Here is a 24,311-nt window from a genome sequence, read left to right on the forward strand (position 1 = left end):
CTTACCGATAGTCTGAACATGTGCCGCACATCCTGTCGTTCCGCTCACCGCATCGCGCCGGGGTAGCGCAACCGGATGGAGACGTGGCCGTCCTCGGATCGCGCGCCCTCGAGGCGAGGGCATGAGCGTGCAACCGGAAGAGATCGATCGTCGCTGGCCCGACGCGGGTGTCCTGCGTCAGGGAGCCGAGCGTTCCGGTGGCTTGGCGGCCACTCCGGCCGACACCGCCGTGCCGCTGATGAACATCGCGAACGTGCTGACCATGGCGCGCATCGCGATCGTTCCGCTGTTCGTCGCCGCGCTCTTCGCGGGCGGTGGACACGAGACCGCGTGGCGGATCGCCGCGGCGGCGCTGTTCGGGCTCGCCGCCATCACCGATCGCTTCGACGGACAGCTGGCGCGCAAATACGGCTTGGTCACCGATTTCGGCAAGCTGGCGGACCCGATCGCCGACAAGGCACTGATCGGCGCGGCGCTGATCGGACTGTCCGTGCTCGGCGATCTGGCCTGGTGGATCACCCTGGTGATCTGCGGGCGCGAGGTCGGCGTCACGCTGCTGCGGCTGCTCGTGGTGCGGCGGGGGGTGATTCCCGCGGGACGAGGCGGCAAGCTGAAGACGCTGGTGCAGTCGCTGGCCATCGCGGTGTTGCTGCTGCCGTTGTCCGGCGGCTTCGAGACCGCGGGCATGGCGCTGATGTACCTGGCGGTGCTGCTGACGGTCGTCACCGGTCTGGACTACGTCGGGCAGGCCGCGCGAGTGTGGTTCGCGGGAGGCCGGGCGCGCGGGGCATGACGGATCCGCTGACCGCGTCCGTTCCCGCCGCGGAACTGGTGCGCGCCCTCGGCTCGGTGGGCCGAACCGTGGCCACCGCCGAATCCCTCACCGCCGGGCTGGTGGCCGCGACCATCGCCGGAGTGCCCGGCGCGAGCAAGGTGCTACGCGGCGGACTCGTGGTGTACGCGACCGATCTCAAGAGCAGCCTGGCCGGTGTCAGCGCGGATCTGCTCGCCGCCGAGGGCCCGGTGGCGGCGAGCACCGCCGAACAGCTGGCCGTCGGCGCGCGTACCCGCTGCGCCGCCGACTGGGGAATCGGCCTGACGGGCGTCGCCGGACCCGACGACCAGGATGGTCACGCCGTCGGCACCGTCTTCCTCGGGCTGTCCAGTCCGTGGCATACCGAGGTGATGCGGTTGCAACTGTCCGGCGACCGGTGGACCATCAGACTCACCGCGACCGAGAGCGCGGTGCGGGAACTGCTTCGGTGCGTTCAGGGCGGCTGAGCGCGTGGCGCGTGGATTCGCGTGACGAGTTCGCCCGCCGGGAACCAACCGGGCGCCCCCGGACGTTGTGCCAGAAAGAACGGTGCTCGCCAGGCGACTGCGCCACGCGGCGCCCGGTGTTCGGAGCGAAGGAGATCGAGATGACGCTGCTGCGAGAGGCGATCGGGGACAGTCTGCGGCGTGCTCGTCTCGCCCAGCACCGGACCCTGCGCGAGGTGTCCACTTCGGCGCGCGTGAGCCTCGGATATCTGTCGGAGGTCGAGCGGGGTCGCAAGGAGGCGTCGAGCGAACTGCTCGCCGCGATCTGCGCCGCACTGGACGTGCCGTTGTCTCGGGTCTTATGGGATGTGAGCACGATCATGGCGGGCGTCGACGGGCTACCGGTCGGCGAGCCCGCGGAGGCCGCCGCGACACCCGCCGCGGAAGCCGAGCAGACGACCGCCGCGGCGGAATCCGCCGAGGCCGCGCCCGCGCTGGCTCCGGCGTCCGCCTCCATGTCGGCCGCCCCGCCGCAGATCGCCGAGGACACCCGGATCGTCATCCCGGCGCCGAAGGCCGACATGCTGGTCCTGGTGAGGAACAACTGACAACAGAACGCCGGACGCCCAGCCGCCGGCAACGCTGCGGGCCGACGCCGAAAACGGATAGATTCTGTAAGTAGGCGTCGGTTGGGCCGGGTCGCCCCGGTCCACGTGCCGCATGGTGGAGGATAGGCACAAGCGGGTGCGCGAGGGTCGTGTACCCGGGCCGCGTCAAGCGGTACATCAGATGGAGGCGGGATCAATCGATGGCTAATCCGTTCGTCAAGGCCTGGAAATACATGATGGCCCTCTTCGATGCCAAGATCGAAGAGCACGCGGATCCGAAGGTGCAGATTCAGCAGGCTATCGAGGAAGCTCAGCGCCAGCACCAGGCCCTCTCCCAGCAGGCCGCGTCGGTCATCGGCAACCAGCGTCAGCTGGAGATGAAGCTGAACCGCCAGCTCGACGAGGTCGAAAAGCTCAACGCCAACGCGCGCCAGGCCGTCATGCTCGCCGACCAGGCCACCGCGGCGGGCGACACCGAGAAGGCGATCCAGTACACCAACGCCGCCGAGGCGTTCGCCGCCCAGCTGGTCACCGCCGAGCAGTCCGTCGAGGACCTGAAGGTGCTGCACGACCAGTCGCTGCAGGCCGCCGCCCAGGCCAAGAAGGCCGTCGAGCAGAACGCGATGCTGTTGCAGCAGAAGGTCGCCGAGCGCACCAAGCTGCTCAGCCAGCTGGAGCAGGCCAAGATGCAGGAGCAGGTCTCCGCGTCGCTGCAGCAGATGGACTCGACACTGTCGGCGCCCGGCACCACCCCGAGCCTGGACGCGGTGCGTGAGAAGATCGAGCGCCGCTACGCCAACGCGCTCGGCGCCGCCGAGCTCGCGCAGAACTCGGTGCAGGGCCGCATGCTCGAGGTGCAGCAGGCCAGCATCCAGATGGCCGGTCACAGCAAGCTGGAGCAGATCCGCGCCTCGATGCGCGGCGAGGCATTGCCCGCGGGCGGCGGCCAGTCCGCCATCAATCCCGCTCAGACGCAGGCGAATCCAGCGCAGCCGCAGATGAACAAGGGCCAGGCCGCCCAGCAGTAACAGCTCGATACAGGCAAGGACAAGTGGGGTGCAGGACGCGGGCAGCGCGATATCGGCGCATCGCCGAGGGGCGCCCTCGTCACGCCCCGCGGCCGCGACGCGTGCGCCGCGTCGTCGGCCGGTCCGGACTGCGATCCGGCTCGAACGGTGTGAGGAAAGCGCATGATTCGCAAGCGAATCCCCCCGAGGACCGGTGTTCCGGCGGTACCGGCGCAGCCGACGTTCGGGATGCCGCAGGGCCCGCTCCCGGACACGTTGCGCGACATGGGCGAACACGCGCTCGTCGCGGTGCGCCGCTGGGCCGACCCCCGCGAGCGGGAACTCCGTAAACGCCGCCGCGCCCGGCGGCGCAGCTATCAGCTCGGCACCGTCTCCGGGCTGACCACCGCGGGCGCCGTCGGTCTGGTCGTCGTCTCGGCGCCTGCTTGGGCGGTGGTCGTCCTCGGCGGCGGCGCGGTCGCGTTCGTCACCGGGGCCGCGCTCAGCGCGCGGCGCTACCTGCGGCTGCGCCGAACTCCGTTGCCGCAGGCCGCTTTCCTGCCGCGCAAGCAGCCGCCGTTGCGCTCGGCCGCCCGCGCCCCGATCGCGCGCCTGATGCAGGCCGAACGGGCGCTGCACGGGCTCACCGCGCAGATCGCCGCCTCGCGCAGGCTGCCCCACGAAGAACTCGCCGAGATGATCGAGACGGCCGCCTCCGGCGCCGCCGCGTTGCACGCGCTCGCGGCCGACATCGTCCAGATGGAGCGCGCCGCCGCCGTGGTCGGCCGGACCAATCCGGAGGCCACCGCCGCGCTCACCGGCAACGTGCGGTTCGCGATGACCAGGCTGGAATCCGGTATCGCCGAATACGAGCAGGTCGTCGCCGCGGCCAGCGGTGTGCTCGCGGTGCCCGAAACCACTGTCGTCGCACACCAATTCGACGGCATCGTCGCGGAGCTGCGGCACGCCGCGGACCGCTTGGACGGCTGGGCGCAGGCGCTCACCGAGATCGCCGATCGCCCCACTCTCACCGTCTCCCCGCCGCCTCACGGACTGCCGAACTGAGCGTCCCGCGTTCGCGCGGTGTCGGGGTGAACCCTGATTTACACCCGGATATCGCTGCTGACCTGGTGATTTCCGGTCTCGCGGCTGCCAGCATGGAGATATCGGATCGCCGGACGGGCGGTTCGGGAGAAACGTCCAGGAGGCTGGAAATGCTGTGGAAGATCATCGGTGTCGTCGCGGTCGTATGGATCGCGCTCGCCATCATCGGCGCGCTGATCAAGGGGCTGTTCCCGATCCTGGTGATCAGCGCCGTGGTGTTCGGCCTGTACCTGCTGTACAAGGCGGTGTCGGGCTCGGACAACTCCACCGTCAGCAAGCTGTAGCGCGAAGTGCGTACCTCCGTTGCGGCCGTGCGCGGCTAGGGGCGGCAGCGTCGAAAAGCGAACGGGCCGTGCGTCATCCGGAAGGGATGACGCACGGCCCGTGGTGTTCTCGGGTCAGAGCTGACCGCTGTTGTCGATGACGATCGGGCGTCCCGGCGCTCCGGAGGGCGAGCCCACCTGCTCGATGGCGTGCACCACGTGCATCCCCTCGACCACGGTGCCGAACACCACGTGCTTGCCGTCCAGCCACGGGGTGTCCTTCATGGTGATGAAGAACTGCGAGCCGTTGGTGCCGGGCCCGCGGTTGGCCATGCTGACCGTGCCGGGAACGGCGTGGGTCAGCTCGAAGTTCTCATCGGCGAAGGTCGGGCCGTAGATGCTCTTGCCGCCGGTGCCGTCGGCGTTGGTGAAATCGCCGCCCTGAGCCATGAAGCCGGGGATCACGCGGTGGAACACCGAACCCTTGTAGCCGAAGCCCTGCTCGCCGGTGGCCAGCGCGCGGAAGTTCTCCGCGGTCTCGGGCACCACGTCCGAGCGCAGCTCGATCACGATGCGGCCGGTGGGGATGCCCGCCACCGACACATCGAAGAACACCCGGGGCAGCGGGTCGGCCTTGGCGGGCGCCGCGGTCAGCGGACCGGGGCTGAACAGTGCGATGAGCGCGAGACCGAGGACAGCGGCGGCGCGTGTGATCTTCGTCATGGCCACACTGTCTACAGCAGCACCGATTCGGGCGGGCAACCGGACCCGCCGCGTGGCTGTTTTGGGTGTTTCAATAGGGCCATGGAGCAGGTTCCCGAGGACTGGCAGCGCGGCCTGGTGATCGTCGCGCATCCCGACGACATCGAATACGGCGCGGCCGCGGCCGTCGCGCGCTGGACAGGGCAGGGCAAGGACATTCGCTACGTGCTCGTCACCAGCGGCGAGGCGGGGATCGCCGGAATGCCGCCGGCGGAGGCCGGTCCGCTGCGCCAGGCCGAGGAGATCGCGTCGGCGAAGGTGGTCGGTGTCGAGCAGGTGGAGTTCCTGGGCTATCCGGACGGCCGGGTGCAGGAGAGCCTGGAGCTGCGCCGCGATCTGGCGGCCGCGATCCGCAGGCACCGCCCGGAGATGTTGGTGCTGTTCAACTTCGGCGACACCTGGGCGCCCGGCTACGCCAACAGCGCCGACCACCGCGCCGTCGGCCGGGCCGGACTCGACGCCGTCTCCGACGCGGGCAACGAGTGGATCTTCCCGGAGCTGTCCGATCTGCCGCCCTGGTCGCCGCGCTGGGCCGCGGTCGTCGGCCCGGTCGCGACGCACGCCGTCGACGTCACCGCCACCGTCGAGCGGGCCGCCGCTTCCCTGACCGAACACCGCCGGTACCTGGAGGTGCTCAGCTCCGAGCCGGTCGCCGCTCAGGTCGAGGCCATCGTCGACATGGCCACCGGGCCGAAGGAGGGGTTCCCCGCCGAGCGCGCCGTGGGTTTCGAGCTGTACTACTTCGGCTGAACGGTTTCGGCTGCCACGCTCGAGCACGGCGCACCAGGACTGTCCCTGCCGGAATGATCTGCGCCAGAATGTCTTCGGCGTCGATCTACGGCGTTGCGCCGGGATGGCGGCGCGGTGCACGCGGGAGCGGATGGGCATCTCAAGGCGGGTGCCGTCGGTTCGTCGGGGCGGTGTGGCAGGCTGGGCGGATGCGTGTTGCCGTCGTAGCCGGTCCCGATCCGGGGCATGCCTTTCCGGCGTTGGCGCTGTGCGAGCGCTTCCTGGCCGCGGGGGACGAGCCGGTGCTGTTCACCGGACCCCGCTGGTTCGACGCCGCCAAGAACGCGGGTATCGCGGTGCGCAGGCTCAAGGGCCTCGCGCCGCGCGCGGTCGACGACGACGGTGACGCGGGCCAGCGTATCCACCAGCGCGCCGCGCACATCTCGACCGAGATCCTGCCGGACCTGAGCGCGATGCTGCCGGAACTCGTCGTCTCCGACGTGCTCACCGCAGGCGGGGGAATGGCCGCCGAGCGACTCGGTGTGCCGTGGGTGGAGCTCTCGCCGCATCCGCTCTACCTGCCGTCGAAGGGTTTGCCGCCGATCGGCAGCGGGCTCGCGCCAGGGGAGGATCTGCTCGGCAGGCTGCGCGACCACGTGCTGCGCACCATGTCCTCGCGCGCGATCCACAACGGCTCGAAGCAGCGCGCGAGGGCTCGCGAGAGCGTCGGGCTGCCCGCCGTCGATCCGGGTCCGGCCGCCCGTCTGCTGGCCACGCTGCCCGCTCTCGAGGTGCCGCGCCCCGACTGGCCCGACAACGCCCACGTCGTCGGCCCGCTGCTGTGGGAGCCCACAGACGACATCCTCACGCCGCCGCCCGGCGACGATCCGCTGGTCGTGGTCGCGCCGTCCACCGCTCACACCGGCGTCACGGGCATGGTCGAGACGGTGCTCGAGGCTCTCGACGGTGCGGGCGTCCGCGTCGCCGTCTCCATGATCGACACTCCGCCGACCGGGCTCCCGTCCTGGGCCACCGCGGGCCTGGGCCGCCAGGACGAACTGCTCGGGCACGCGGCCGTCGTGGTCGGCGGCGGCGGGCACGGGCTGCTCGCCAAATCGCTGCTCGCAGGGGTGCCGATCGTCACCGTTCCGGGCGGCGGCGACCAGTGGGAACTGGCCAATCGCGCCGCCCGCCAGGGCAGTTCGATCGTGGTGCGACCGCTCACCGTGGAGTCCGTGCGTGCCGCCGTGCTCGCGGTGCTGGACCATCCTCGCTATACCGCCGCGGCCGAGGAAGCGGCCATGAGCATCGCGGACGTCGCCGACCCGGTCGAACTGTGCCACCGGGTGCGCGAGGGCGTGCGCGCGTCGTAGTGCTGCGCGCGCACGGTCGGTTGGCAAAGATCAGATTGTGCACCTGGTCGCGAGTTCGCGAACGAAGCGCGCGATCTCGCCCGGTTGCTCCTCGGCCATGAAGTGCCCGGCGCTGATCGGTTCGTAGGTCAGGTCCGGCGCCCACGCCCGCCACAGCGCGGCCGCGTCGAAGCCCAGCCGGGCGCCCCAGTCCTGAGAGATCACACCGACCGGCATGGTGAGCGTCAGGCCAGCTTGGCGGTCCTCCCGGTCCATGGTCAGGTCGATGCTCGCGCTGGCGCGGTAGTCGGCGACGATCGAGTCGACGGCTCCGACCGAGCTGTCGATGTAGTGCTGCCGTACTTCCGGTGCGAAGGTGGAACCGTCGGTGTCCCAGGCGTCGAGGAAGGAAGCGAAGAACTCGTCTGCCACGGCCGCGATCATCTTTTCCGGCAGCCCGGCTGGTTGCGCCATGAGATACAGGTGCCAGGCGACTTTCGCGTCGACCCCGTGCAGCACTTCCCAGGTGTCGAGAGTGGGCAGGACGTCGAGCACCCCGAGGTACCGAATCCTGTCGGGGTGGTCGAGGCCCGCCCGGACGCCGACCAGGGCGCCGCGATCGTGGCCGATCAGTCCGAAGCGCTCGTGCCCGAGCCGGTCGGCGACCTGAACGATGTCTTCGGCCATGGTGCGCTTGGAGTAGGTGTGGGGACCGTTCTCCGGCGGTTTGCCGCTCGCGCCGTAGCCCCGAAGGTCCGGGACGATGACCGTGTGATCCTCGGCGAGGTCTGCCGCGACGTCGCGCCACATGTAGTGGGTTTGCGGAAAGCCGTGCAGCAGAACAACAGCCGGTCCGGCGCCAGCGACCGCGACGTTGAGTTCGACGCCTCCCGCGCCGGGCAGGGTCTGGTAGCGGAATCCGTCGATGGTCGGTGTGGTCATGGGCGTCCTTCACTGGTTGTGGTCGAATGCGCGGACGGGCGTCCGGAGAAGATCCCGGCGGGTAGCTGTGTCGGGCGGGTCGTTTCGGCCCGCAACGCGGGGATGAGGATCGAATCGACGAGTGCTTCGAGATAGGCGTCGCCGGTATCGAGGCCGTTGAGCCGCCGCAGCAGCAGCACGGCCCCGGCCACTTCCTCGAAGGCGAACGGATCCGTGGTCGCGGGTAGCTCTCCGCGACGGATGGCGGCGTCCACGACCGAGGTGGGTAGCCGTGCGCCGGTCGGGCCGACCGCGCGTTCGATCTCCTCGCAGAGCTCGGGGTCTTCCAGACCCGCCTGAAGCAGCAGCAGCGCGGTCTGTCCGTCTGTCGATCGCATCGTCGTGACGAGTCGTCGGCACAAGGCGATCAGGTCACCGCGCAGGCTGCCCGTGTCGATGTCGTCCGGTCCTTCTCGACCGGCAGGGCCTGCCTTCAACGCGGCGATGACCATGTCTCGCTTGGACTTCCAGCGTCGGTAGAGGGTGGGTTTCGACGCACCAGCCCGGCGCGCCACCTCCTCGAAGGTGACACCGTCGTAGCCGCGTTCGGTCAGCAACGCGGTTACTACCCGGAGGATCTCACTCTCGCGTTCGTCGTTTCGTGGACGTCCTCCGCGTCGGGTCTGTCGCGGTTCTGTCGCGGAAGCGCTTTTTGGATACGACACGTGCCGTATCGTATACGGTAACGATGCGCCCGTCTACTCCGGAACGGCTTCGGCGGCCGGTCGCAGTACCGACAGCACGCGGGTCTACCGCCGCGAGAGCGCCGTCGGACAACCGTTTGATGTCAATCGCGGGGACCGGAGTATCTTGAATACGGTGCGGTTGACTGAGTTCCAGGAACTGTTGCATACCGAATTCGGAGTGGCGCGCGGTGACGCGCTGCTGACCGACCACGTGATTCCCTCCCTCGGCGGCCGGACCGGCGCCGCCGCCATCGAGGCCGGGGTGGATCCGCGGGATGTGTGGCGCGCGCTGTGCGCCGACTTCGACGTACCGAAGGTGCGCTGGTGACCGCCCCCGACCCGGTGGCCGAGCGCAGGCCGTACCGATTCGACGAGCGACTGCGGATGGTCCCCGTCGACCCGGAGGGGCTGGCCGCACGCGTGGCGCAGGCGCACCCGGACGATTTCCCGAGTTTCCGGCAGACCGGCCTCGAATTGATGCTGCTCGGCCGCCACGACGAGGCGCTCGATCACCTGGACCGGGCGCTCGAACTGGCGGGCACGCCGCGCCAGCGCATCTCGGTCTGGATCAACCTGGCCGACGTGTACCGGTATCGCGGCGACGCGCCGACCGCCGAGATCCTCTACCGGCGCGCCGTCGAGGCCGCCCGCGGCACCGACGCCGAGGCGCTCTCCTTCGCCGCCCAGCACCTCGGCAAGGCGCTGGCCGAACAGGGCTGCCTCGCCGAGGCTCGCGAACTACTGACCGAGGCGCTGAAGTTGCGGGTCGCGGAGGGTGACGCCGAGTTGATCGAATCCAGTCGCACCGCGCTGGAGGGACTCGCGGAGTTGCGTATTCCGCTGCCGCCCGCCGTGCTGGCGGTGGTCGGTGCGGACCCGGAGTTCTCGAGCGAGCACGAGGGTCTCAGCGGCGGCGTCGCCTTGGTGAACGGCGCCTACTGGGTGAAGCGCGGACCGCGCGCGACCGCCGAGCACGATCGGTTGGACTGGTTGCGCGCCAGGGGAATCCGGGTGCCGGAGGTGGCCGCGTTCGCCGAGGACGTGCTCGTGCTCGCCGACGCGGGCGCGCCGAGCCTCGCCGCACGTGAGTCGGACGGCCGGACCGCGTCGCCCTCGATCGGCACGATCATGGGTGAGCTGCTGCGGCGGTTGCACGCGCTGCCCATCGCGGAATGCCCGTTCGACGGCAGGCTCGACACCGTGCTGGCGCAGGCCCGCAGGCACGTGCTCGAAGGCCTGGTGGATCCGGACGATTTCGACGACGACAACAGCGACCTCGCCCCCGAACAGGTCCTCGATCGGTTGCTCGCCGAGCGTCCGCGGACCGAGGACCTCGTGGTGGCGCACGGCGATTTCACGCCGCCCAACGTGCTCGAGAACGGGATCCTGCTGGATGTCGGCGGTCTCGGCGTCGCGGACCGCTACCGCGATCTGGCCCTTGCCGAACGCGACCTGCGCGAGGATTTCGGCGACGACGAGGTCCGCGCCTTCTTCGCCGCCTACGGCCTCGACGCGCCGGATCGGGCGCGGTTGGACTACTACCGTCTGCTCGACGAGCTGTTCTGAGCCTCAGGTCTTCTTGGCGTAGTGCCTGGCGGCCTTGGTGCGGTTGCCGCAGGTCGCCATCGAGTGCCAGCGGCGGGTGCCGTTCTTGGACGTGTCGTAGAAGAACAGCACGCATTCCGGGTGCGCGCACTGGCGGATTCGGTCCGGGGCCTTGGCGATCAGGTGCAGCAGATTCTCGGCGGCGAGCCAGCCGGGCAGCCAGGCCGGGTCGGTCACTTCGGGTAGGTCGTCCGGTCCGTCGTCGGTGAGGCGGCGCTTGATCCTGCCGTGTTCGAGCACGTCGTTGAGCGCCGCGTGCGTACCGTGCCGCACGACTTCGTAGATCGCGCTGCGCGCGGCGAGTAGCGCGGCAAGAGTCCGTTCGTCGGCGGGCGCCTTGTCCGCCAAGCCCGCCGAGCTCAGCCAGACGCGCAGGCCGTCGACATCGGTGAGCAGATCCTGCGGGCCGTCCTCCATCCACCGCGTGTTCAGCAGGTCGAGCGCCAGCGGTTCACCGAGGTGGGGGCGTGGATCGAGCATGACTGAGGGTAACGAGCCGTCTCGGGGAGTCAGGTCGACCACCACCGTTCTAACCGATAAAACATAAATGAAGGGTTGACCGAACGGGTCACGCCGGATTATCTTCTAACCGTTGAAACAATGAACAGTGGTTGACAATTCCAGGAGGACACATCATGACCGCGGTGACCGCACCTGTTCTCGCGACCGGGCACATCGGACTGAACGTCTCGGATCTCGACCGCTCGGTGGACTTCTACCGGCGCGCGCTCGGTTTCGAACAACTCGCCGCGGGCGACGCGGCCGGGCGTAGGTGGGCGTTTCTCGGTGCGGACGGGAAGCTGGTGATCACCCTGTGGGAGCAGTCCGACGGCGTCTTCTCCACGGAAACGCCAGGGCTGCACCATCTTTCGTTCCAGGTCGAAGACATCGAGCAGGTGCGCGCGGTGGAATCCGCGCTGCGCGAGTTGTCTGTGCGCTTCGTGCACGACGGTGTGGTCGCGCACGGCGAAGGAGTGGCCTCCGGCGGCATCTTCTTCACCGATCCGGACGGCATCCGGCTCGAGGTGTACGCACCCGCCGGGGCGGAATCCGCGCCCGCGCCGAGCGGCGCCGCACCCACGTGCGGATTCTTCTGAGACGAGCGGTTTCGAGATGGCGCTCTACCACCCGGGCGAACTGGCCGTGCAGCGGCGCATGGGGCAGGCGGATGTCGCGGCGAAGGTCGGTCGCATGATCCGGCGCGACATCCCCTCGGTCGCCGCGGATTTCCTCGCCGCACAGCCGATGGTGGTGCTCGCCGCCGCCGACCTCGCCGGGCGGCTGTGGGCGAGCTCGCTCGTCGGCAGGCCCGGGTTCGTCCGCGCCGTGGACGCCGAGATCGCCGTCGACGCGCGGCCCGACGCGGGCGACCCGCTGGCCGAGGCGCTGACCCGGCCGGGGCGGGTCGGCATGATCGCGCTGGAGCCGGGACGGCGCAGGCGCATGCGGGTCAACGGGGTCGCGCGCCCGCACGACGACGGGCTGCGGATAGCCACCGACCAGGTGTATTCGAACTGCCCCAAGTACATCGCACGCCGGTGGGTGACGGCCTACGACCCCGGGGCCGCGCCGAGCGACGCACGGCGCGGGCCCGCGCTCGACGCCCGGCAACGGCGGATCGTCGCGGCGGCCGACACCTTCTTCGTGGCCAGTGCCGACGCCGAAGGGCACGCCGACGCCTCGCATCGCGGCGGGAATCCCGGCGTGCTGCGCGTCCTCTCGCCGACGCGGCTGCGCTGGCCGGACTATCGCGGCAACTCGATGTTCATGACGCTCGGCAATCTGGCGGTGCGCCCGCACTGCGGACTGCTGATCCCGCATTGGCGGACCGGCGGAGCGCTCCAGCTCACCGGCACGGCCGAACTGAACTGGGACTCGAGCACGTTCGCCGCCGGTGCGCAGTGCTCGATCGACTTCGCCATCACCGAAGTGGTGTGGCGGGCCGCGGGCCCCCTGCGCTGGAGCCCGCCGGAACTGTCCCCTCTCAACCCCTGATCCCCGAAAGGTCGACTCATGAGACCCCCATTGCCGCCGTTCGACCGCGCATCCGCCGAGGTGAAGGTGCGCGCCGCCGAAGACGCCTGGAACACCCGCGATCCCGAACGCGTCGCCGCCGCCTATACCGAGGATTCGGTGTGGCGCAATCGCGACGAGTTCTTCACCGGGCGCGCCGCCATCGTCGAGTTCCTCACCCGGAAGTGGGCGAAGGAGAACGGGTACGCGCTGCGCAAGGACCTGTGGGCGTTCGACGGGAACCGCATCGCCGTGCGCTTCCAGTACGAATGGCACGACGAATCCGGCCGGTGGTGGCGCAGCTACGGCAACGAGCAGTGGGAATTCGCGCCCGACGGACGGATGGCGCGGCGCGAGGCCAGCATCGACGACGTGCGCATCGAGCAATCGGAGCGCCGCATCTTCGGTCCGCGCGCGCCGGAGGAGGCGGACGCCGTACTGCCGCAGCGGTAGGCGAAAGCCTGGGCGGCGGGTGGATTCGCCGGGTGCCCGCCGCCGGATTGCGCGGAAATTGCTGCTCGCGGAACGCGCGGCGCGTGTCGCCGGGCGCGTCGCTTGACTCGAACACCTGTTCGTCTAGTCTTGTCCCCAGAACTTGTCGGTGCCGCCCTCTAATGTGGGCGCCAACCACAGATCGAGAGACTTACCCGTCGAAAAGGGGACCAAGGACATGGCACCACAGGCGTACGACCGCGACAAGGCGCTCGAGCTCGCGCTCGCCCAGGTGGAGAAGAGCTTCGGCAAGGGCGCGGTGATGCGGCTGGGCGAGGAGGCCCGTCAGCCCATCTCGGTGATTCCGACCGGATCCATCGCGCTGGACGTCGCCCTCGGCATCGGCGGTCTGCCGCGGGGCCGCGTCGTCGAGATCTACGGCCCGGAGTCCTCGGGTAAGACCACCGTCGCGCTGCACGCGGTGGCCAACGCGCAGGCGGCTGGCGGCGTCGCGGCGTTCATCGACGCCGAGCACGCTCTCGACCCGGACTACGCGCGCAAGCTCGGCGTCGACACCGACGCGCTGCTCGTCTCCCAGCCCGACACCGGTGAGCAGGCGCTGGAGATCGCCGACATGCTGGTCCGCTCCGGCGCCATCGACATCATCGTCATCGACTCGGTCGCCGCGCTGGTGCCGCGCGCCGAGATCGAGGGCGAGATGGGCGACAGCCACGTGGGTCTGCAGGCCCGCCTGATGAGCCAGGCGCTGCGCAAGATGACCAGCGCGCTGAACAACTCCGGCACCACGGCCATCTTCATCAACCAGCTGCGCGAGAAGATCGGCGTCATGTTCGGCTCGCCCGAGACCACCACCGGTGGTAAGGCGCTGAAGTTCTACGCCTCGGTGCGTCTGGACGTGCGCCGCATCGAGACCCTCAAGGACGGCAGCGACGCGGTCGGCAACCGCACCCGCGTCAAGGTCGTCAAGAACAAGGTCTCGCCGCCGTTCAAGCAGGCCGAGTTCGACATCCTGTACGGACACGGCATCTCCAAGGAGGGCTCGCTCATCGACATGGGCGTCGAGCACGGCTTCATCCGCAAGTCGGGCTCCTGGTACACCTACGAGGGCGACCAGCTGGGCCAGGGCAAGGAGAACGCCCGCAAGTTCCTGCTGGAGAACACCGACGTGCGCGACGAGATCGAGAAGAAGATCAAGGAGAAGCTCGGTATCGGCGCCGACGTGACCGCGGACGCCGCGGGCGAGGTGCCCGCCGATTTCTGAGTCCGCCTCCGGTCGGCCGCCACGCCGTACCGATCGAGCCGCCACCGAGCGGCCCGATCCGGTGCACGACATGCGGCGCCGACTGCACGAACTCCTGTCCGCCGAGGGGCGATCCGTGGAAAGCCGCGGACCCCGCCCCGTCGGACGGGAGCCGGGACCGGTCCGGTCGGCCGATGGTGGTTCGGCCGATTCGGACATCCTGGGAGCCCGGTCGAGCTCGCCCGATCCGCAGCGGGCGGGCTCGACCGGGGCCCCGCACCAGTCCCGGCGCGAACGGCGGAACACCTACCGCCGCAACGACTCCCGATCGGTCGATACTGGTCGAAACACCGGCCGACGGGTGGATCCGGTGGCGGCCGGATCCGAAGGGGATGCGCGGGAGACGGAGGCGGGCGCCAGCCGGTCGACGTCGGAACGCACCCCCGAAGGCGGGACGGTCGAGCAGGCGAAGGAGGCGTGTCTTCGTCTGCTCGCCGTCCGCGCCCGCAGCCGCGCCGAACTGGCGCAGCGCTTGGCCGCCAAGGGATACACCGCCGAGGTCGCCGAGCACGCGCTCGACCGCCTCGTCGAGGTCGGTCTCATCGATGACGCCGCCTTCGCCGAACAGTGGGTGCACTCCCGGCATGCCTTCTCCGGCAAGGGCAAACAGGCCCTCGCCCAGGAGTTGCGCCGCAAGGGCGTCGCCCCCGCTGACGCCGCGCCCGCACTGGAAGCGATCAGCTCCGACGACGAACAAGCCCGCGCCATCGAACTGGTCCGCCGCAAACTCCGGACCCTGCCCCGCGACCTCGATCGTGACAAGGCCATCCGCCGCCTCGTCGGCATGCTCGCCCGCCGCGGCTACGGCCAATCCACCGCCTTCACCGTGGTGAAAGCCGAACTCGCCCAAGCCGACTGGGCCTCCGAACCGCTCGACGAGCCGGACGACCCACCGGACTGATCTCCCTCGCCCGGTGGGCGGCGGGCGGTTTGCCGCATTGTTACTCGAGCCTGTCGCTTATGTCCGATACCGGGCGGTCGTTCGGCGGCGGGACGGGGTGCGCGCGACGATGATGAGGTTATGGAGTCCACGGAAAGTGGGGTCGTGTCGCGCGAAGTCCGCGCCGTGGCTCCGGTGATCGTGGGGTCCGTCTCGCTGCCGTGCACATGTCGGGGTGGTTCGTGCCCCGCGACAAGGGAGGAGAACGAGTATGGCCATCGATATTCGTAAGGTGACGGTCCTGGGGACCGGGGTGCTGGGTTCACAGATCGCGTTTCAGACCGCGTTCCGCGGCTTCGACGTCACGGCCTACGACATCGACGAACCCGCGCTGGAGGCCGCGCGGGAGCGTTTCGCCAAGCTCGCGGCGATCTACGTGGCCGAGGTGGCGGGCGCCGAGGGCGGCAAGGCGGAGCAGACGGCATCGAGCCTCGCGCTCACCACCGATCTCGCGGGCGCGGTGAAGGACGCCGATCTGGTGATCGAGGCGGTGCCGGAGGTGCTGACCCTCAAGCAGGAGCTCTATCGCCACCTCGGCGAGGTCGCCCCCGAACGGACCATCTTCGCGACGAACTCCTCGACCCTGCTGCCCAGCGACATCAAGGACTCCACCGGTCGTCCCGACAAGTTTCTGGCGCTGCACTTCGCGAACATGGTGTGGAAGTTCAACACCGCCGAGATCATGGGCACGCCCGAGACCGATCCCGCGGTGTTCCGCGCCCTCGTCGACTTCGCCGAGGCGATCGGCATGGTCCCGATCGAAGTGCACAAAGAGAAGGCGGGTTACGTACTCAACTCGCTGCTCGTGCCGTTCCTGAACTCGGCCATGGCGCTCGGCGCGGGCGGCTACGCCGACCCGGAGGCGGTCGACAAGACCTGGCGGATCGCCACGGGCGCGCCGATGGGCCCGTTCCAGATCCTCGACGTCATCGGCCTCACCACCCCCTACAACATCCTCGTGCACGGCGACGAGGACGCGCAGCGCCTGGCGTCCTGGCTCAAGGACAACTACATCGACAAGGGCAAGCTCGGTATCGCGACCGGCGAAGGGTTCTACCGGTACTAGCGCCCATCCCGGAAAAACGACGGGAGAGAAGTGGTAACCCACCACGGCGAGCCACCACTTCTCTCCCGAACTTCCTTGTCGCTGACGCCTTACGGCTTCTTCACCACGTCGACACCCGGCGCGGCGTCGGTGATGATCGAATCCGCCGCCAGGACGGTCCCGCCCTTACCGCGCTTGCGGGCCCGAAGCCGTCGCTCCAACTTGGTCGCCACCAGCGTCAGCGTGCTGTTCAGCGCGATCATGATGATCGCGACGACGATCAGCGCCGGAATAGTGTTCCGCTCCGCCGCGCCGAGCTGCTGGCCCGAGCGGACGATCTCGATGTAGGTGATCTGGTAACCCAGCGCCGTATCCTTCAGCGCCACAACCATTTGCGAGATCAGCGCGGGCAGCATGGCGGTAATGGCCTGCGGCAGCAGGATCAGCCGCATCAGCTGGTTCTTGCGCATGCCGAGCGCGACCGCGGCCTCGGTCTGGCCCTTGGGCAGCGAGCGGATACCCGCGCGCACGATCTCGGCGATGACCGAGCCGTTGTAGATCGTCAGCGCCGTCACCACAGCGGCGAGCGCGAGGTCGTCGGACTTGAACAGGTCGTATTCGCTGTAGAGGGCGAACAGGAAGATCATCAGGATCAGCACGGGGATGGCCCTGGCGAACTCGACGACGGCGCCCGCGATCAGCCGCACCGAGCGGTGCTCCGAGAGGCGCAGTATGCCGAAGACCATGCCGATCACCAGCGCGAAGACGATCGAGATCAGCGCCGCGACGACGGTGCCCTTCAGGCCCGGCCACAGGTAGGTCGACCAGACGTCGCCCTCCAGGAACGGCTTCCACTTCTCGGCCTCGAACTGGCCTTTCTGCTCGAAGGCGCGGAACAGGAAGTACCCGGCCGCCAGCACGGCGACGATGACCACCGCCGTGTAGAGGTTGTTGCGCAGCCGTGCCTTCGGGCCCGGCGCGTCGAAGAGAACGGAAGCGCTGGTCATCGGGCGACCTCGTATCGCTTGGCGAGCCAGCCGAACAGCAGGCCCGTCGGCAGGGTGATGATGACGAAGCCGAGGGCGAAGATCGCGCCGATGGCCAGCAGCGCGGCCTCCACCTCGATCATCTCCGCCATGAGCTTGGCGGCTTCGGCGACACCGATCGCGGCGGCGATGGTGGAGTTCTTGGTCAACGCGATCAGCACACTGCCCAGCGGCGCGATCACGGAACGGAAGGCCTGGGGGAGTACCACCAGCCGCAGGTTCTGCGTGAAGCTGAAGCCCAGCGACCGGCCCGCCTCGGACTGGCCGAGCGGCACCGTGTTGATGCCCGAGCGCAGCGACTCGCAGACGAACGCGGCGGTGTAGACGCTGAGGCCGACGATCGCCCAGCGATAGTTGTTGTCCTCGATGGAATCTCCCGCCAGCTTCCAGCCGAGCGCGGAGTACAGGCCGAGCGAGCAGAAGACGATGATCAACGTCAGCGGGGTGTTGCGGAAGATCGTGACGTAGGCGGTGCCCACCCAGCGGGCGACCGGTACGGGGGACACGCGCATCGCGGCGACGATCGTGCCGAGTATCAGCGCCCCGACCGCGGAGAACGCGGTCAATTTGATCGTGACCCAGAAGGCTTCCAGGATCTTGGTGTCGTATTCCGAGATCAGATCGAACACGGCGGGCGCGTCCCTCCCATCGGTGCGGTGTGGTTCATCGGTGGTGAGCCGAGCGGGTGGTCCGGAGGATCGCCCCGGACCACCCGTGTGTGGAATCTCTAGTAGCGGTTGACCTGCGGAGCGGGCGAGGGCGTGAAGCTCGCGCCGCCGACCGTCTGCTGGATCGCCTTGGCCCAGGAGCCGTCGGCGATCATCGCCTCGATGGCATCGTTGATCTTGTCGCGAGTCTCCTGGTCGCCCTTCTTCAGGCCGATGCCGTAGTTCTCGGTGGTGAAAGGCTTACCGACCACCTTCAGCTGGCCCGGCGACTGCGCGGCGAAACCCGCGAGGATGATGTCGTCGGTGGTCACCGCGTCGACCGAGCCGTTGCGCAGCGCCTCCACGCACAGTGAGTAGGTGTCGAACTCCTGCAGCTGAACGTCCTTGGCGTACTTCTCCTTGACGTTCTGCGCGGGCGTCGAGCCCTTCACCGAGCAGAGCTTCTTGTTGCCGGTGAGGGATTCGACGCCGGTGATGTCGGTGTTGTCGGCCTTCACCAGCAGCGACTGGCCCGCCACGTAGTACGGGCCCGCGAAATCGACCTTCTCCTTGCGCTTGTCGCTGATCGAGTAGGTGGCGACGATGAAATCGACCTGGCCGTTCTCGATCAGCGTCTCGCGCTGCGGCGTCGGCGCTTCCTTGAAGGTGATGGCATCCGGCTGCACGCCGAGCTTCCCGGCGACGTACTTGGCGACCTCGACGTCGAAGCCGCTGTAGGAGCCGTCCTTGTTGCGCAGACCGAGACCCGGCTGGTCGAACTTGATGCCGACGGTCAGTTTGCCTTCCTTGGCGTGATCGAGGGCGCTGCCCTCGTCACCGCCGCCGCAGGCGGTAGCGGCCAAAGCCAGGGCGATCGCCCCGACACCGAGTCGAAGTGCACGGTTGATCCTCATCGAGTTCCTAACTCCTTGTGTTTCGATGCCGTCGTCTGTGCCGGGCGCGTCAGTGGCTGAGAATCTTGCCCAGGAAGTCCTTGGCGCGCTCGGACTTCGGCGCGGTGAAGAACGTTTCGGGCTCGGTGTCCTCGACCACCTGACCGTCGGCCATGAACAGCACCCGGTTGCCCGCGCGGCGCGCGAAGCCCATCTCGTGGGTGACCACCAGCATGGTCATGCCCTCCTTGGCCAGCGAGACCATCACCTCGAGCACCTCGTTGACCATCTCCGGGTCCAGCGCCGAGGTCGGCTCGTCGAACAGCATCACCTTCGGGTTCATCGCCAGCGCGCGGGCGATGGCCACGCGCTGCTGCTGCCCGCCGGAGAGCTGGGCCGGGTACTTCTCGGCCTGGTTGGCGATGCCGACGCGCTCGAGCAACTCCATGGCGCGGCTTCGTGCCTGGTCCTTCTTGACTTTGCGCACCTTGAGCGGCGCGAGGATCACGTTCTCGACGATGGTCTTGTGCGCGAACAGATTGAACGACTGGAACACCATGCCGACATCGGCGCGCAGCGCGGCGAGCGCCTTGCCCTCCGCGGGCAGCGGCACGCCGTCGATGGCGATGTCGCCGGAGTCGATCGGCTCGAGCCGGTTGATGGTGCGGCACAGGGTCGATTTCCCGGAACCCGAAGGGCCGAGGACGATGACGACCTGTCCCTTGGGGACCTCGAGGTTGATATCGCGCAACACGTGCAGGTCACCGAAATGCTTGTCAACGTTGCGCATCGAGATCATCGGCGGCGCGCTGGTGGCGGGGCCCTTGTCCAAGCTCGTGGCGTCCCCGGTCGTGTCGGGCGCGGCGGCGGCGTCGGTCATGGTTCTCGACCTTAAGGGGAAAAACCGAATTTGCCCCGGTTTCCGCGACACACCGTGACGCCACACCGCGTCGTCACAGCTCTGTAACCTAGCGGCGGCTTCCGCGCTCCGACCGCGGCGAGGCCCGGAGCCTGCGGCGATGCGCTGGAAACCCGCTCGACGGGCCCCCGTACCCTTAATGGGTGGATTCGATCGAACAGGTTGTGGCGGGAGTACGCAGTTACGAGGTCCGCACCTTCGGTTGCCAGATGAACGTGCACGACTCCGAACGCTTGTCCGGCCTGCTGGAGGACGCGGGCTACGTGAAGGCCGCGCCGGGGGATACGGCGGACCTCGTGGTCTTCAACACTTGCGCTGTCCGCGAGAACGCCGACAACAAGCTCTACGGCACGCTCGGCCACCTCGCCCCGATCAAGGCGGGCAGACCGGGCATGCAGATCGCGGTCGGCGGCTGCCTGGCGCAGAAGGACCGTGACACCGTCGTGCGCAAGGCGCCGTGGGTGGACGTGGTGTTCGGCACGCACAACATCGGCTCGCTGCCGGTGTTGCTCGAGCGCGCGCGGCACAACGAAGAGGCCCAGGTCGAGATCCTGGAATCGCTGGAGGCGTTCCCCTCCACCCTGCCCGCCAAGCGCGAATCCGCCTACGCCGGTTGGGTCTCGATCTCGGTGGGCTGCAACAACACCTGCACCTTCTGCATCGTGCCGTCGCTGCGCGGCAAGGAGGTCGACCGCCGTCCCGGCGACGTGCTCGCCGAGGTGCAGGCGCTGGTCGACCAGGGCGTGCTCGAGGTGACTCTGCTGGGTCAGAACGTCAATTCCTACGGCGTCAACTTCGTCGACCCGACCGAGCCGCGCGACCGCAGCGCGTTCGCGAGACTGCTGCGCGCCTGCGGCGACATCGACGGTCTCGAGCGCGTCCGCTTCACCTCGCCGCATCCGGCCGAGTTCACCGACGACGTGATCGAGGCGATGGCCGAGACGCCGAACATCTGCCCGCAGCTGCACATGCCGCTGCAGTCCGGCTCGGACCGGGTGCTCAAGGCCATGCGGCGCTCCTACCGCAAGGCCCGCTACCTGGGCATCATCGAGAAGGTCCGCGCGGCCATGCCGCACGCCGCCATCACCACCGACATCATCGTCGGCTTCCCCGGCGAGACCGAGGAGGACTTCCAGGAGACCCTGGACGTGGTGCGGCAGGCCCGGTTCACCAGCGCGTTCACCTTCCAGTACTCGAAGCGGCCCGGCACTCCCGCCGCCGACATGCCCGACCAGCTGCCCAAGCAGGTGGTTCAGGAGCGCTACGACCGGCTCATCGCGCTGCAGGAGGAGGTCTCGCTCGAGGCCAACCGCGCGCTGATCGGCACCGAAGTGGAGTTGCTCGTCGCGGAGGGCGCGGGCAAGAAGAACGCCGCGACCGCGCGGATGAGCGGGCGCGCCCGCGACGGCAGGCTGGTGCACTTCCGGCCCGGCGGCACCGCCGAGACGGTCCGCCCCGGAGACGTGATCACCGTCGACATCACCGAGGCCGCGCCGCACCACCTGATCGCGGACGCGCCGATCAAGACCCACCGCCGCACCCGCGCGGGCGACGCACACGAGCGCGGCGTCACGCCGAAGACCGAACCGATCGGCGTCGGCCTCGGACTGCCGAGGATCGGCGCGCCGGTCCTCGCGCCGGTCGCCTCCGGCTGCGCGACAGGCTGCGACGCATGAGCACGCGCCCCGGCGCGGGAGACGACGAGAACCCGCGCAAGGGCTCCGACGATTCCGCGCGGGGCGCGGACTCCGCGCAAGGCGCGACGCCCGAATCGGAATCCGGTACTACCGCGCGTAGTGGGTCGGCCGACGCGGCGACCGACGGTGCTGGCACAGTGGACCCGGACAAGCACGATCATCCAGTCGAAGGAGACGACAGCGCCGTGCGCGAAGGAGACAACAGTGCTGTGAGCTCGGTCGAGAGCAGCGGGGACTTCGAGCAGTTCCGCGACGACCTCGACGCCGTCGAGCGACGCATCGCCGGGGAGATCGATCCCGGCGTGCGCGCGATGGTGGTGGCCGGTGCGGTGTTCCTGCTGCTGTTCTCGCTGGTGCTCTCGCACGCGGGCAGCGCGCGCGGTTTCGACGTGCTGCTCAGCACCGACACCACCCGCATCGAGCACATCGGGTTGCCCTCGCGCATCTTCGTCTGGTTCGTCGTGGTGTTCGGCATCGGCTTCTCGCTGCTGGCGCTGATGACCAGGCGGTGGGTGCTGGCCTGGATCGCGGTCGCTGGTTCGGCCATCGCCAGCGTGTTCGGCGTCTTCGCCATCTGGCACCGCCAGACCCCGGGCCTCGGCAACTACATCGGCGCGGGTCCCGGTATCGGCCTGATCCTCGGCACGCTGGCCGTCATGGTGCTCACCTTCCACTGGATCCGCGTGGTGTGGAGCCGCACGGCCATGCAACTGGCCGCCGAGGAGCAGCGCCGCAACGCCGCGGCCGCCGCCGAGGAACGCGACCGCCGCCGTTTGCTCGGCGACTGAATCCGCCCCGCGAGGCGATTGCCTCGAGGCGATTGTCCGCCCTCGACGCGATGATCCCGCGCCGTGCGTGAGGCGATTGTCGTCGCGGCGATCGTGCGCCTTCGACGCGATGATCCCGCCCCGTGCGCGCGTCGATCTACACGATGTGCGCTGTCAGGTGCTCCAGCCGAGGCGAAGCAACATTCGCTCGCTCTGTGAGCGGCCGGTCTCGCGGCGTGTGACATGCGTCCGCGCGAGCAGCGCGCCCAAGCCCGCCCCCGCCGCGTTCATGAGCACGTCGTCCACGGACGAGACGCGGCCCAGGTCGAACACGTACTGGGCGATTTCCAACGTCGCGGATACCGCCGCGCCCACCAACACCATCCGGGCCACGCCCGCGAACCGAGGCAGGCGCAGCGGAAGAAAGAAACCAAGCGGTACGAATAGCAGCGTGTTCGCCCCGACCTGAACGACCGCGCTCGACGACGAGTCGGTCAGCGTCGCGACGAGATCCCGCAGCGGCACCGCGCTGATCGAGCCGACGCCGTCGACCGGAGTCAAGATCATCCAGATCCACGGCAGCGTGCCCGCGACCAGACCGACCTCGGCCACCGTGTACCGCAACGCGAGATTCCGGTCCCACCCGCGCCGCAGCCGCCAGCGCGTCGTCCACCAGATCGCCGCGAGCACCGCGGGCGCCGCGCAGGCCCACACGGTCAATACGTGGCCCCACGCATCCCACACCTGTCGCACCAGGCCGACGCTACCGGAGCGGCCGAAAAACCTTGGCCGCCAGCGAAATCAGCGGTTGCTGACAGCGCCTTCGGCGGCCTCGGCCCACTCGCGCCACTGCTTGGCCTGCTCGAGCGCCTTCTCGGCGTCGCGCTGCTTGCCCGCCGCCTGCGCCTTGGCCGCCTGCTCCTCGAACTGGGCGACCTTCTCGCGGAACTGGGCGGCGCGCGCCACGGCCTCCGGGTCGGTGCGGCGCCACTGGGCGTCCACCGCGTCGCGGACCCGCTTCTCGATGGTCCGCAGCTTGCCCTCGAGCTCCTGGATGCGTTCGCGCGGGACCTTGCCGATGGCGTCCCACTTGTCCTGCAACTCGCGCAGCTGCGCCCGCGCGGTGTCCAGACCGCCCGCGGGGTCGATGTGCTCGTAGTGGTGCAGCAGGTCTTCCTTGGCGGCGGCGTTCGACTCGAACTCGGCGTCGCGCTCGGAAACCGCGGCGTTGCGCGCCGCGAAGAACACGTCCTGCGCGCTCTTGAAGCGCCGCCACAGCGCCTCGTCGGCCTCGCGCGGGGCGCGACCCGCGGCCTTCCACTCGGTCAGCAAATCGCGGAAGACGGCCGCGGTGCCGACCCAGTCGGTGGAGCCGGACAGCTCCTCGGCCCGCACGCAGAGTTCTTCCTTGCGCGCCTTGGCGGCGGCCCGCTCGCGGTCGAGTTCGGCGAAGTGCGCGCCGCGGCGGCGGTTGAAGGATTCGCGGGCCTTGGAGTAGCGCTTCCACAGCGCGTCGTCGACCTTGCGGTCCACGCCGCGGATCGACTTCCACTCGTCGAGGATCTCGCGCAGCCGATCGCCCGCGGCCTTCCACTGGGTGGATTCGGCGGCGATCTGCTCGGCCTCGGCGCACAGCGCTTCCTTGCGCTCGGTGTGCTCGTGGCGGGCGCGCTCCTTCTCCTCCTTGGCGTGCGCGGCCGCTTCCTCGGAGTGCTCGGTGATCGCCTGCAGTCGCTTGGCCAGCTCGTCGATGTCGCCGATGACGGCGGCCGTGGGCAGCGATTCGGCCAGCGCGAGCGCGGCGGCCTTGGTCTTGCGCGCGTCGGCGCCCGCGGCGAGCCGCGCTTCCAGCAGCGCGACCTCGGTGGCGAGGTCGTCGAAGCGGCGGCCGAAGTGCGCGAGGCCCTCGGCGGCGTCGCCCGCCTGCCAGGAGCCGACGATCCGCTCGCCCTCGGCCGTCTTCACCCAGGCGGTGCCGTCCTCGTCGACCCGGCCCCAGCGGCTGGGGTCGGTGACGGTCGGTACGACCACCGGATGCGGGTGCTGCTGGGCGGCCGGGCCCGGGGCGGGCTTGACCGCGTGCGGCTTGGGATGGGCTGACGGGCCACCGGGCTTCGGGGCACCGGAGGGGCGCGGTGTCGTGCCGGGATTGGCCTTCGCGGTTCCGTTGCTGTCGGTCATTGTTCTCCGTCCCTGCCGCGCGTCACGGCTGCCTGGTTACGCCCTAGCTCATC

At 69.3% G+C, this 24,311-nt stretch carries 28 protein-coding genes; 18 read left to right on the forward strand and 10 right to left on the reverse strand.

Features of this window, described 5'->3' with window-relative positions; translation table 11 throughout:
* The first annotated feature begins 121 nt into the window (after positions 1-121).
* The 6 genes from pgsA (at position 122) to ABZV58_RS08520 (ending at position 4,263) form a co-directional block, all read left to right on the forward strand.
* The gene (gene pgsA / locus ABZV58_RS08495) at positions 122-793 is read left to right on the forward strand and encodes a CDP-diacylglycerol--glycerol-3-phosphate 3-phosphatidyltransferase (protein ID WP_354999505.1); all 672 of its coding nucleotides are present in this window, start codon (positions 122-124) and stop codon (positions 791-793) included.
* On the forward strand, positions 790-1,281 hold the full coding sequence (locus ABZV58_RS08500) for a CinA family protein (protein ID WP_354999506.1): 492 nt from the start codon (positions 790-792) through the stop codon (positions 1,279-1,281). The genes pgsA and ABZV58_RS08500 overlap by 4 nt, the downstream gene beginning before the upstream one ends.
* Positions 1,282-1,421: 140 nt before the next feature.
* The gene (locus ABZV58_RS08505; RefSeq protein ID WP_354999507.1) at positions 1,422-1,868 is read left to right on the forward strand and encodes a helix-turn-helix transcriptional regulator; all 447 of its coding nucleotides are present in this window, start codon (positions 1,422-1,424) and stop codon (positions 1,866-1,868) included.
* Positions 1,869-2,068: 200 nt separating this feature from the next.
* Complete coding sequence (locus tag ABZV58_RS08510; RefSeq protein ID WP_067782544.1) at positions 2,069-2,896, forward strand: PspA/IM30 family protein; 828 nt, start codon at positions 2,069-2,071, stop codon at positions 2,894-2,896.
* A 162-nt stretch (positions 2,897-3,058) separates the two neighbouring features.
* Entirely contained in the window at positions 3,059-3,940 is an 882-nt protein-coding gene (locus ABZV58_RS08515) for a hypothetical protein (protein WP_354999508.1), read from the forward strand.
* A 149-nt stretch (positions 3,941-4,089) separates the two neighbouring features.
* Positions 4,090-4,263, forward strand: a complete 174-nt coding sequence (locus ABZV58_RS08520; protein WP_169810825.1) for a hypothetical protein — start codon at positions 4,090-4,092, stop codon at positions 4,261-4,263.
* A 114-nt stretch (positions 4,264-4,377) separates the two neighbouring features.
* Here ABZV58_RS08520 and ABZV58_RS08525 read toward each other — a convergent pair whose 3' ends face one another.
* Positions 4,378-4,965 carry a peptidylprolyl isomerase gene (locus ABZV58_RS08525; RefSeq protein ID WP_354999509.1) on the reverse strand — a complete coding sequence of 196 codons (588 nt, stop codon included), beginning with the start codon at positions 4,963-4,965 and terminating at the stop codon, positions 4,378-4,380.
* Positions 4,966-5,046: 81 nt separating this feature from the next.
* Here ABZV58_RS08525 and ABZV58_RS08530 point away from each other — a divergent pair, with 81 nt between their 5' ends.
* Both ABZV58_RS08530 and ABZV58_RS08535 read left to right on the forward strand, forming a co-directional pair.
* Positions 5,047-5,754, forward strand: coding sequence for a PIG-L deacetylase family protein (locus tag ABZV58_RS08530; RefSeq protein WP_354999510.1), 708 nt, complete (start codon positions 5,047-5,049; stop codon positions 5,752-5,754).
* A gap of 188 nt (positions 5,755-5,942) precedes the next feature.
* Entirely contained in the window at positions 5,943-7,106 is a 1,164-nt protein-coding gene (locus ABZV58_RS08535) for a nucleotide disphospho-sugar-binding domain-containing protein (protein ID WP_354999511.1), read from the forward strand.
* 30 nt (positions 7,107-7,136) lie between these two features.
* On the opposite strand, the gene ABZV58_RS08540 is transcribed toward ABZV58_RS08535, so the two are convergent.
* Both ABZV58_RS08540 and ABZV58_RS08545 read right to left on the reverse strand, forming a co-directional pair.
* The gene (locus ABZV58_RS08540) at positions 7,137-8,027 is read right to left on the reverse strand and encodes an alpha/beta hydrolase (RefSeq protein WP_354999512.1); all 891 of its coding nucleotides are present in this window, start codon (positions 8,025-8,027) and stop codon (positions 7,137-7,139) included.
* On the reverse strand, positions 8,024-8,731 hold the full coding sequence (locus tag ABZV58_RS08545; protein WP_354999513.1) for a TetR/AcrR family transcriptional regulator: 708 nt from the start codon (positions 8,729-8,731) through the stop codon (positions 8,024-8,026). The genes ABZV58_RS08540 and ABZV58_RS08545 overlap by 4 nt, the downstream gene beginning before the upstream one ends.
* A gap of 154 nt (positions 8,732-8,885) precedes the next feature.
* Here ABZV58_RS08545 and ABZV58_RS08550 point away from each other — a divergent pair, with 154 nt between their 5' ends.
* Positions 8,886-9,080: a DUF3046 domain-containing protein gene (locus ABZV58_RS08550; protein WP_067782853.1), complete on the forward strand. Its 195-nt coding sequence runs from the start codon at positions 8,886-8,888 to the stop codon at positions 9,078-9,080.
* Entirely contained in the window at positions 9,077-10,318 is a 1,242-nt protein-coding gene (locus ABZV58_RS08555; RefSeq protein ID WP_354999514.1) for a phosphotransferase, read from the forward strand. The genes ABZV58_RS08550 and ABZV58_RS08555 overlap by 4 nt, the downstream gene beginning before the upstream one ends.
* 3 nt (positions 10,319-10,321) lie before the next feature.
* Here ABZV58_RS08555 and ABZV58_RS08560 read toward each other — a convergent pair whose 3' ends face one another.
* A complete protein-coding gene (locus ABZV58_RS08560; protein WP_354999515.1) occupies positions 10,322-10,837 on the reverse strand; it encodes a CGNR zinc finger domain-containing protein in 516 nt (171 codons plus the stop codon).
* Between the two features lie 155 nt (positions 10,838-10,992).
* Between ABZV58_RS08560 and ABZV58_RS08565 the strand changes: the two genes are divergently transcribed.
* The 6 genes from ABZV58_RS08565 (at position 10,993) to ABZV58_RS08590 (ending at position 16,129) form a co-directional block, all read left to right on the forward strand.
* The gene (locus ABZV58_RS08565; RefSeq protein ID WP_354999516.1) at positions 10,993-11,454 is read left to right on the forward strand and encodes a VOC family protein; all 462 of its coding nucleotides are present in this window, start codon (positions 10,993-10,995) and stop codon (positions 11,452-11,454) included.
* 16 nt (positions 11,455-11,470) lie between these two features.
* Positions 11,471-12,352, forward strand: coding sequence for a pyridoxamine 5'-phosphate oxidase family protein (locus tag ABZV58_RS08570; protein WP_354999517.1), 882 nt, complete (start codon positions 11,471-11,473; stop codon positions 12,350-12,352).
* A gap of 18 nt (positions 12,353-12,370) precedes the next feature.
* On the forward strand, positions 12,371-12,823 hold the full coding sequence (locus tag ABZV58_RS08575; RefSeq protein WP_354999518.1) for a nuclear transport factor 2 family protein: 453 nt from the start codon (positions 12,371-12,373) through the stop codon (positions 12,821-12,823).
* Positions 12,824-13,040: 217 nt separating this feature from the next.
* Entirely contained in the window at positions 13,041-14,084 is a 1,044-nt protein-coding gene (recA, locus tag ABZV58_RS08580) for a recombinase RecA (protein ID WP_067841747.1), read from the forward strand.
* A 349-nt stretch (positions 14,085-14,433) separates the two neighbouring features.
* A complete protein-coding gene (gene recX, locus ABZV58_RS08585) occupies positions 14,434-15,024 on the forward strand; it encodes a recombination regulator RecX (RefSeq protein ID WP_354999519.1) in 591 nt (196 codons plus the stop codon).
* 250 nt (positions 15,025-15,274) lie between these two features.
* A complete protein-coding gene (locus tag ABZV58_RS08590) occupies positions 15,275-16,129 on the forward strand; it encodes a 3-hydroxyacyl-CoA dehydrogenase (protein ID WP_354999520.1) in 855 nt (284 codons plus the stop codon).
* Between the two features lie 89 nt (positions 16,130-16,218).
* On the opposite strand, the gene ABZV58_RS08595 is transcribed toward ABZV58_RS08590, so the two are convergent.
* The 4 genes from ABZV58_RS08595 to ABZV58_RS08610 all read right to left on the reverse strand — a co-directional run bounded on the left by ABZV58_RS08595 (position 16,219) and on the right by ABZV58_RS08610 (position 19,493).
* On the reverse strand, positions 16,219-17,115 hold the full coding sequence (locus ABZV58_RS08595; protein ID WP_354999521.1) for an amino acid ABC transporter permease: 897 nt from the start codon (positions 17,113-17,115) through the stop codon (positions 16,219-16,221).
* The gene (locus ABZV58_RS08600) at positions 17,112-17,783 is read right to left on the reverse strand and encodes an amino acid ABC transporter permease (RefSeq protein WP_141809667.1); all 672 of its coding nucleotides are present in this window, start codon (positions 17,781-17,783) and stop codon (positions 17,112-17,114) included. Before ABZV58_RS08600 ends, ABZV58_RS08595 begins: the two co-directional genes overlap by 4 nt.
* Positions 17,784-17,881: 98 nt before the next feature.
* Positions 17,882-18,715: a glutamate ABC transporter substrate-binding protein gene (locus tag ABZV58_RS08605; protein ID WP_354999522.1), complete on the reverse strand. Its 834-nt coding sequence runs from the start codon at positions 18,713-18,715 to the stop codon at positions 17,882-17,884.
* 49 nt (positions 18,716-18,764) lie between these two features.
* Positions 18,765-19,493: an amino acid ABC transporter ATP-binding protein gene (locus ABZV58_RS08610; RefSeq protein ID WP_354999855.1), complete on the reverse strand. Its 729-nt coding sequence runs from the start codon at positions 19,491-19,493 to the stop codon at positions 18,765-18,767.
* 263 nt (positions 19,494-19,756) lie between these two features.
* Here ABZV58_RS08610 and miaB point away from each other — a divergent pair, with 263 nt between their 5' ends.
* Positions 19,757-21,289 (forward strand): tRNA (N6-isopentenyl adenosine(37)-C2)-methylthiotransferase MiaB, encoded by a 1,533-nt coding sequence (gene miaB / locus ABZV58_RS08615; protein WP_354999523.1) that lies wholly within the window; start codon positions 19,757-19,759, stop codon positions 21,287-21,289.
* Positions 21,290-21,519: 230 nt separating this feature from the next.
* Positions 21,520-22,098, forward strand: coding sequence for a hypothetical protein (locus ABZV58_RS08620; protein ID WP_354999856.1), 579 nt, complete (start codon positions 21,520-21,522; stop codon positions 22,096-22,098).
* A gap of 153 nt (positions 22,099-22,251) precedes the next feature.
* Here the strand turns inward: ABZV58_RS08620 and ABZV58_RS08625 are convergent, their stop codons facing one another.
* Together ABZV58_RS08625 and ABZV58_RS08630 are read right to left on the reverse strand one after the other, a co-directional pair.
* Positions 22,252-22,830 carry a VanZ family protein gene (locus tag ABZV58_RS08625; protein ID WP_354999524.1) on the reverse strand — a complete coding sequence of 193 codons (579 nt, stop codon included), beginning with the start codon at positions 22,828-22,830 and terminating at the stop codon, positions 22,252-22,254.
* Between the two features lie 48 nt (positions 22,831-22,878).
* The gene (locus ABZV58_RS08630; RefSeq protein WP_354999525.1) at positions 22,879-24,258 is read right to left on the reverse strand and encodes a DUF349 domain-containing protein; all 1,380 of its coding nucleotides are present in this window, start codon (positions 24,256-24,258) and stop codon (positions 22,879-22,881) included.
* Between the last annotated feature and the right edge of the window lie 53 nt (positions 24,259-24,311).

It is taken from the genome of Nocardia sp. NPDC004654 (assembly GCF_040609595.1).
In the GTDB taxonomy this organism is placed as follows: Bacteria; Actinomycetota; Actinomycetes; order Mycobacteriales; family Mycobacteriaceae; genus Nocardia.

Bases quoted from the DNA above. Each gene is read 5' to 3' on its own strand.
- pgsA (WP_354999505.1), top strand. From the start codon at position 122: ATGAGCGTGCAACCGGAAGAGATCGATCGTCGCTGGCCCGACGCGGGT.
- ABZV58_RS08500 (WP_354999506.1), top strand. From the start codon at position 790: ATGACGGATCCGCTGACCGCGTCCGTTCCCGCCGCGGAACTGGTGCGC.
- ABZV58_RS08505 (WP_354999507.1), top strand. From the start codon at position 1,422: ATGACGCTGCTGCGAGAGGCGATCGGGGACAGTCTGCGGCGTGCTCGT.
- ABZV58_RS08510 (WP_067782544.1), top strand. From the start codon at position 2,069: ATGGCTAATCCGTTCGTCAAGGCCTGGAAATACATGATGGCCCTCTTC.
- ABZV58_RS08515 (WP_354999508.1), top strand. From the start codon at position 3,059: ATGATTCGCAAGCGAATCCCCCCGAGGACCGGTGTTCCGGCGGTACCG.
- ABZV58_RS08520 (WP_169810825.1), top strand. From the start codon at position 4,090: ATGCTGTGGAAGATCATCGGTGTCGTCGCGGTCGTATGGATCGCGCTC.
- ABZV58_RS08525 (WP_354999509.1), bottom strand. From the start codon at position 4,965: ATGACGAAGATCACACGCGCCGCCGCTGTCCTCGGTCTCGCGCTCATC.
- ABZV58_RS08530 (WP_354999510.1), top strand. From the start codon at position 5,047: ATGGAGCAGGTTCCCGAGGACTGGCAGCGCGGCCTGGTGATCGTCGCG.
- ABZV58_RS08535 (WP_354999511.1), top strand. From the start codon at position 5,943: ATGCGTGTTGCCGTCGTAGCCGGTCCCGATCCGGGGCATGCCTTTCCG.
- ABZV58_RS08540 (WP_354999512.1), bottom strand. From the start codon at position 8,027: ATGACCACACCGACCATCGACGGATTCCGCTACCAGACCCTGCCCGGC.
- ABZV58_RS08560 (WP_354999515.1), bottom strand. From the start codon at position 10,837: ATGCTCGATCCACGCCCCCACCTCGGTGAACCGCTGGCGCTCGACCTG.
- ABZV58_RS08565 (WP_354999516.1), top strand. From the start codon at position 10,993: ATGACCGCGGTGACCGCACCTGTTCTCGCGACCGGGCACATCGGACTG.
- ABZV58_RS08570 (WP_354999517.1), top strand. From the start codon at position 11,471: ATGGCGCTCTACCACCCGGGCGAACTGGCCGTGCAGCGGCGCATGGGG.
- ABZV58_RS08575 (WP_354999518.1), top strand. From the start codon at position 12,371: ATGAGACCCCCATTGCCGCCGTTCGACCGCGCATCCGCCGAGGTGAAG.
- recA (WP_067841747.1), top strand. From the start codon at position 13,041: ATGGCACCACAGGCGTACGACCGCGACAAGGCGCTCGAGCTCGCGCTC.
- ABZV58_RS08590 (WP_354999520.1), top strand. From the start codon at position 15,275: ATGGCCATCGATATTCGTAAGGTGACGGTCCTGGGGACCGGGGTGCTG.
- ABZV58_RS08595 (WP_354999521.1), bottom strand. From the start codon at position 17,115: ATGACCAGCGCTTCCGTTCTCTTCGACGCGCCGGGCCCGAAGGCACGG.
- ABZV58_RS08605 (WP_354999522.1), bottom strand. From the start codon at position 18,715: ATGAGGATCAACCGTGCACTTCGACTCGGTGTCGGGGCGATCGCCCTG.
- ABZV58_RS08610 (WP_354999855.1), bottom strand. From the start codon at position 19,493: ATGATCTCGATGCGCAACGTTGACAAGCATTTCGGTGACCTGCACGTG.
- ABZV58_RS08630 (WP_354999525.1), bottom strand. From the start codon at position 24,258: ATGACCGACAGCAACGGAACCGCGAAGGCCAATCCCGGCACGACACCG.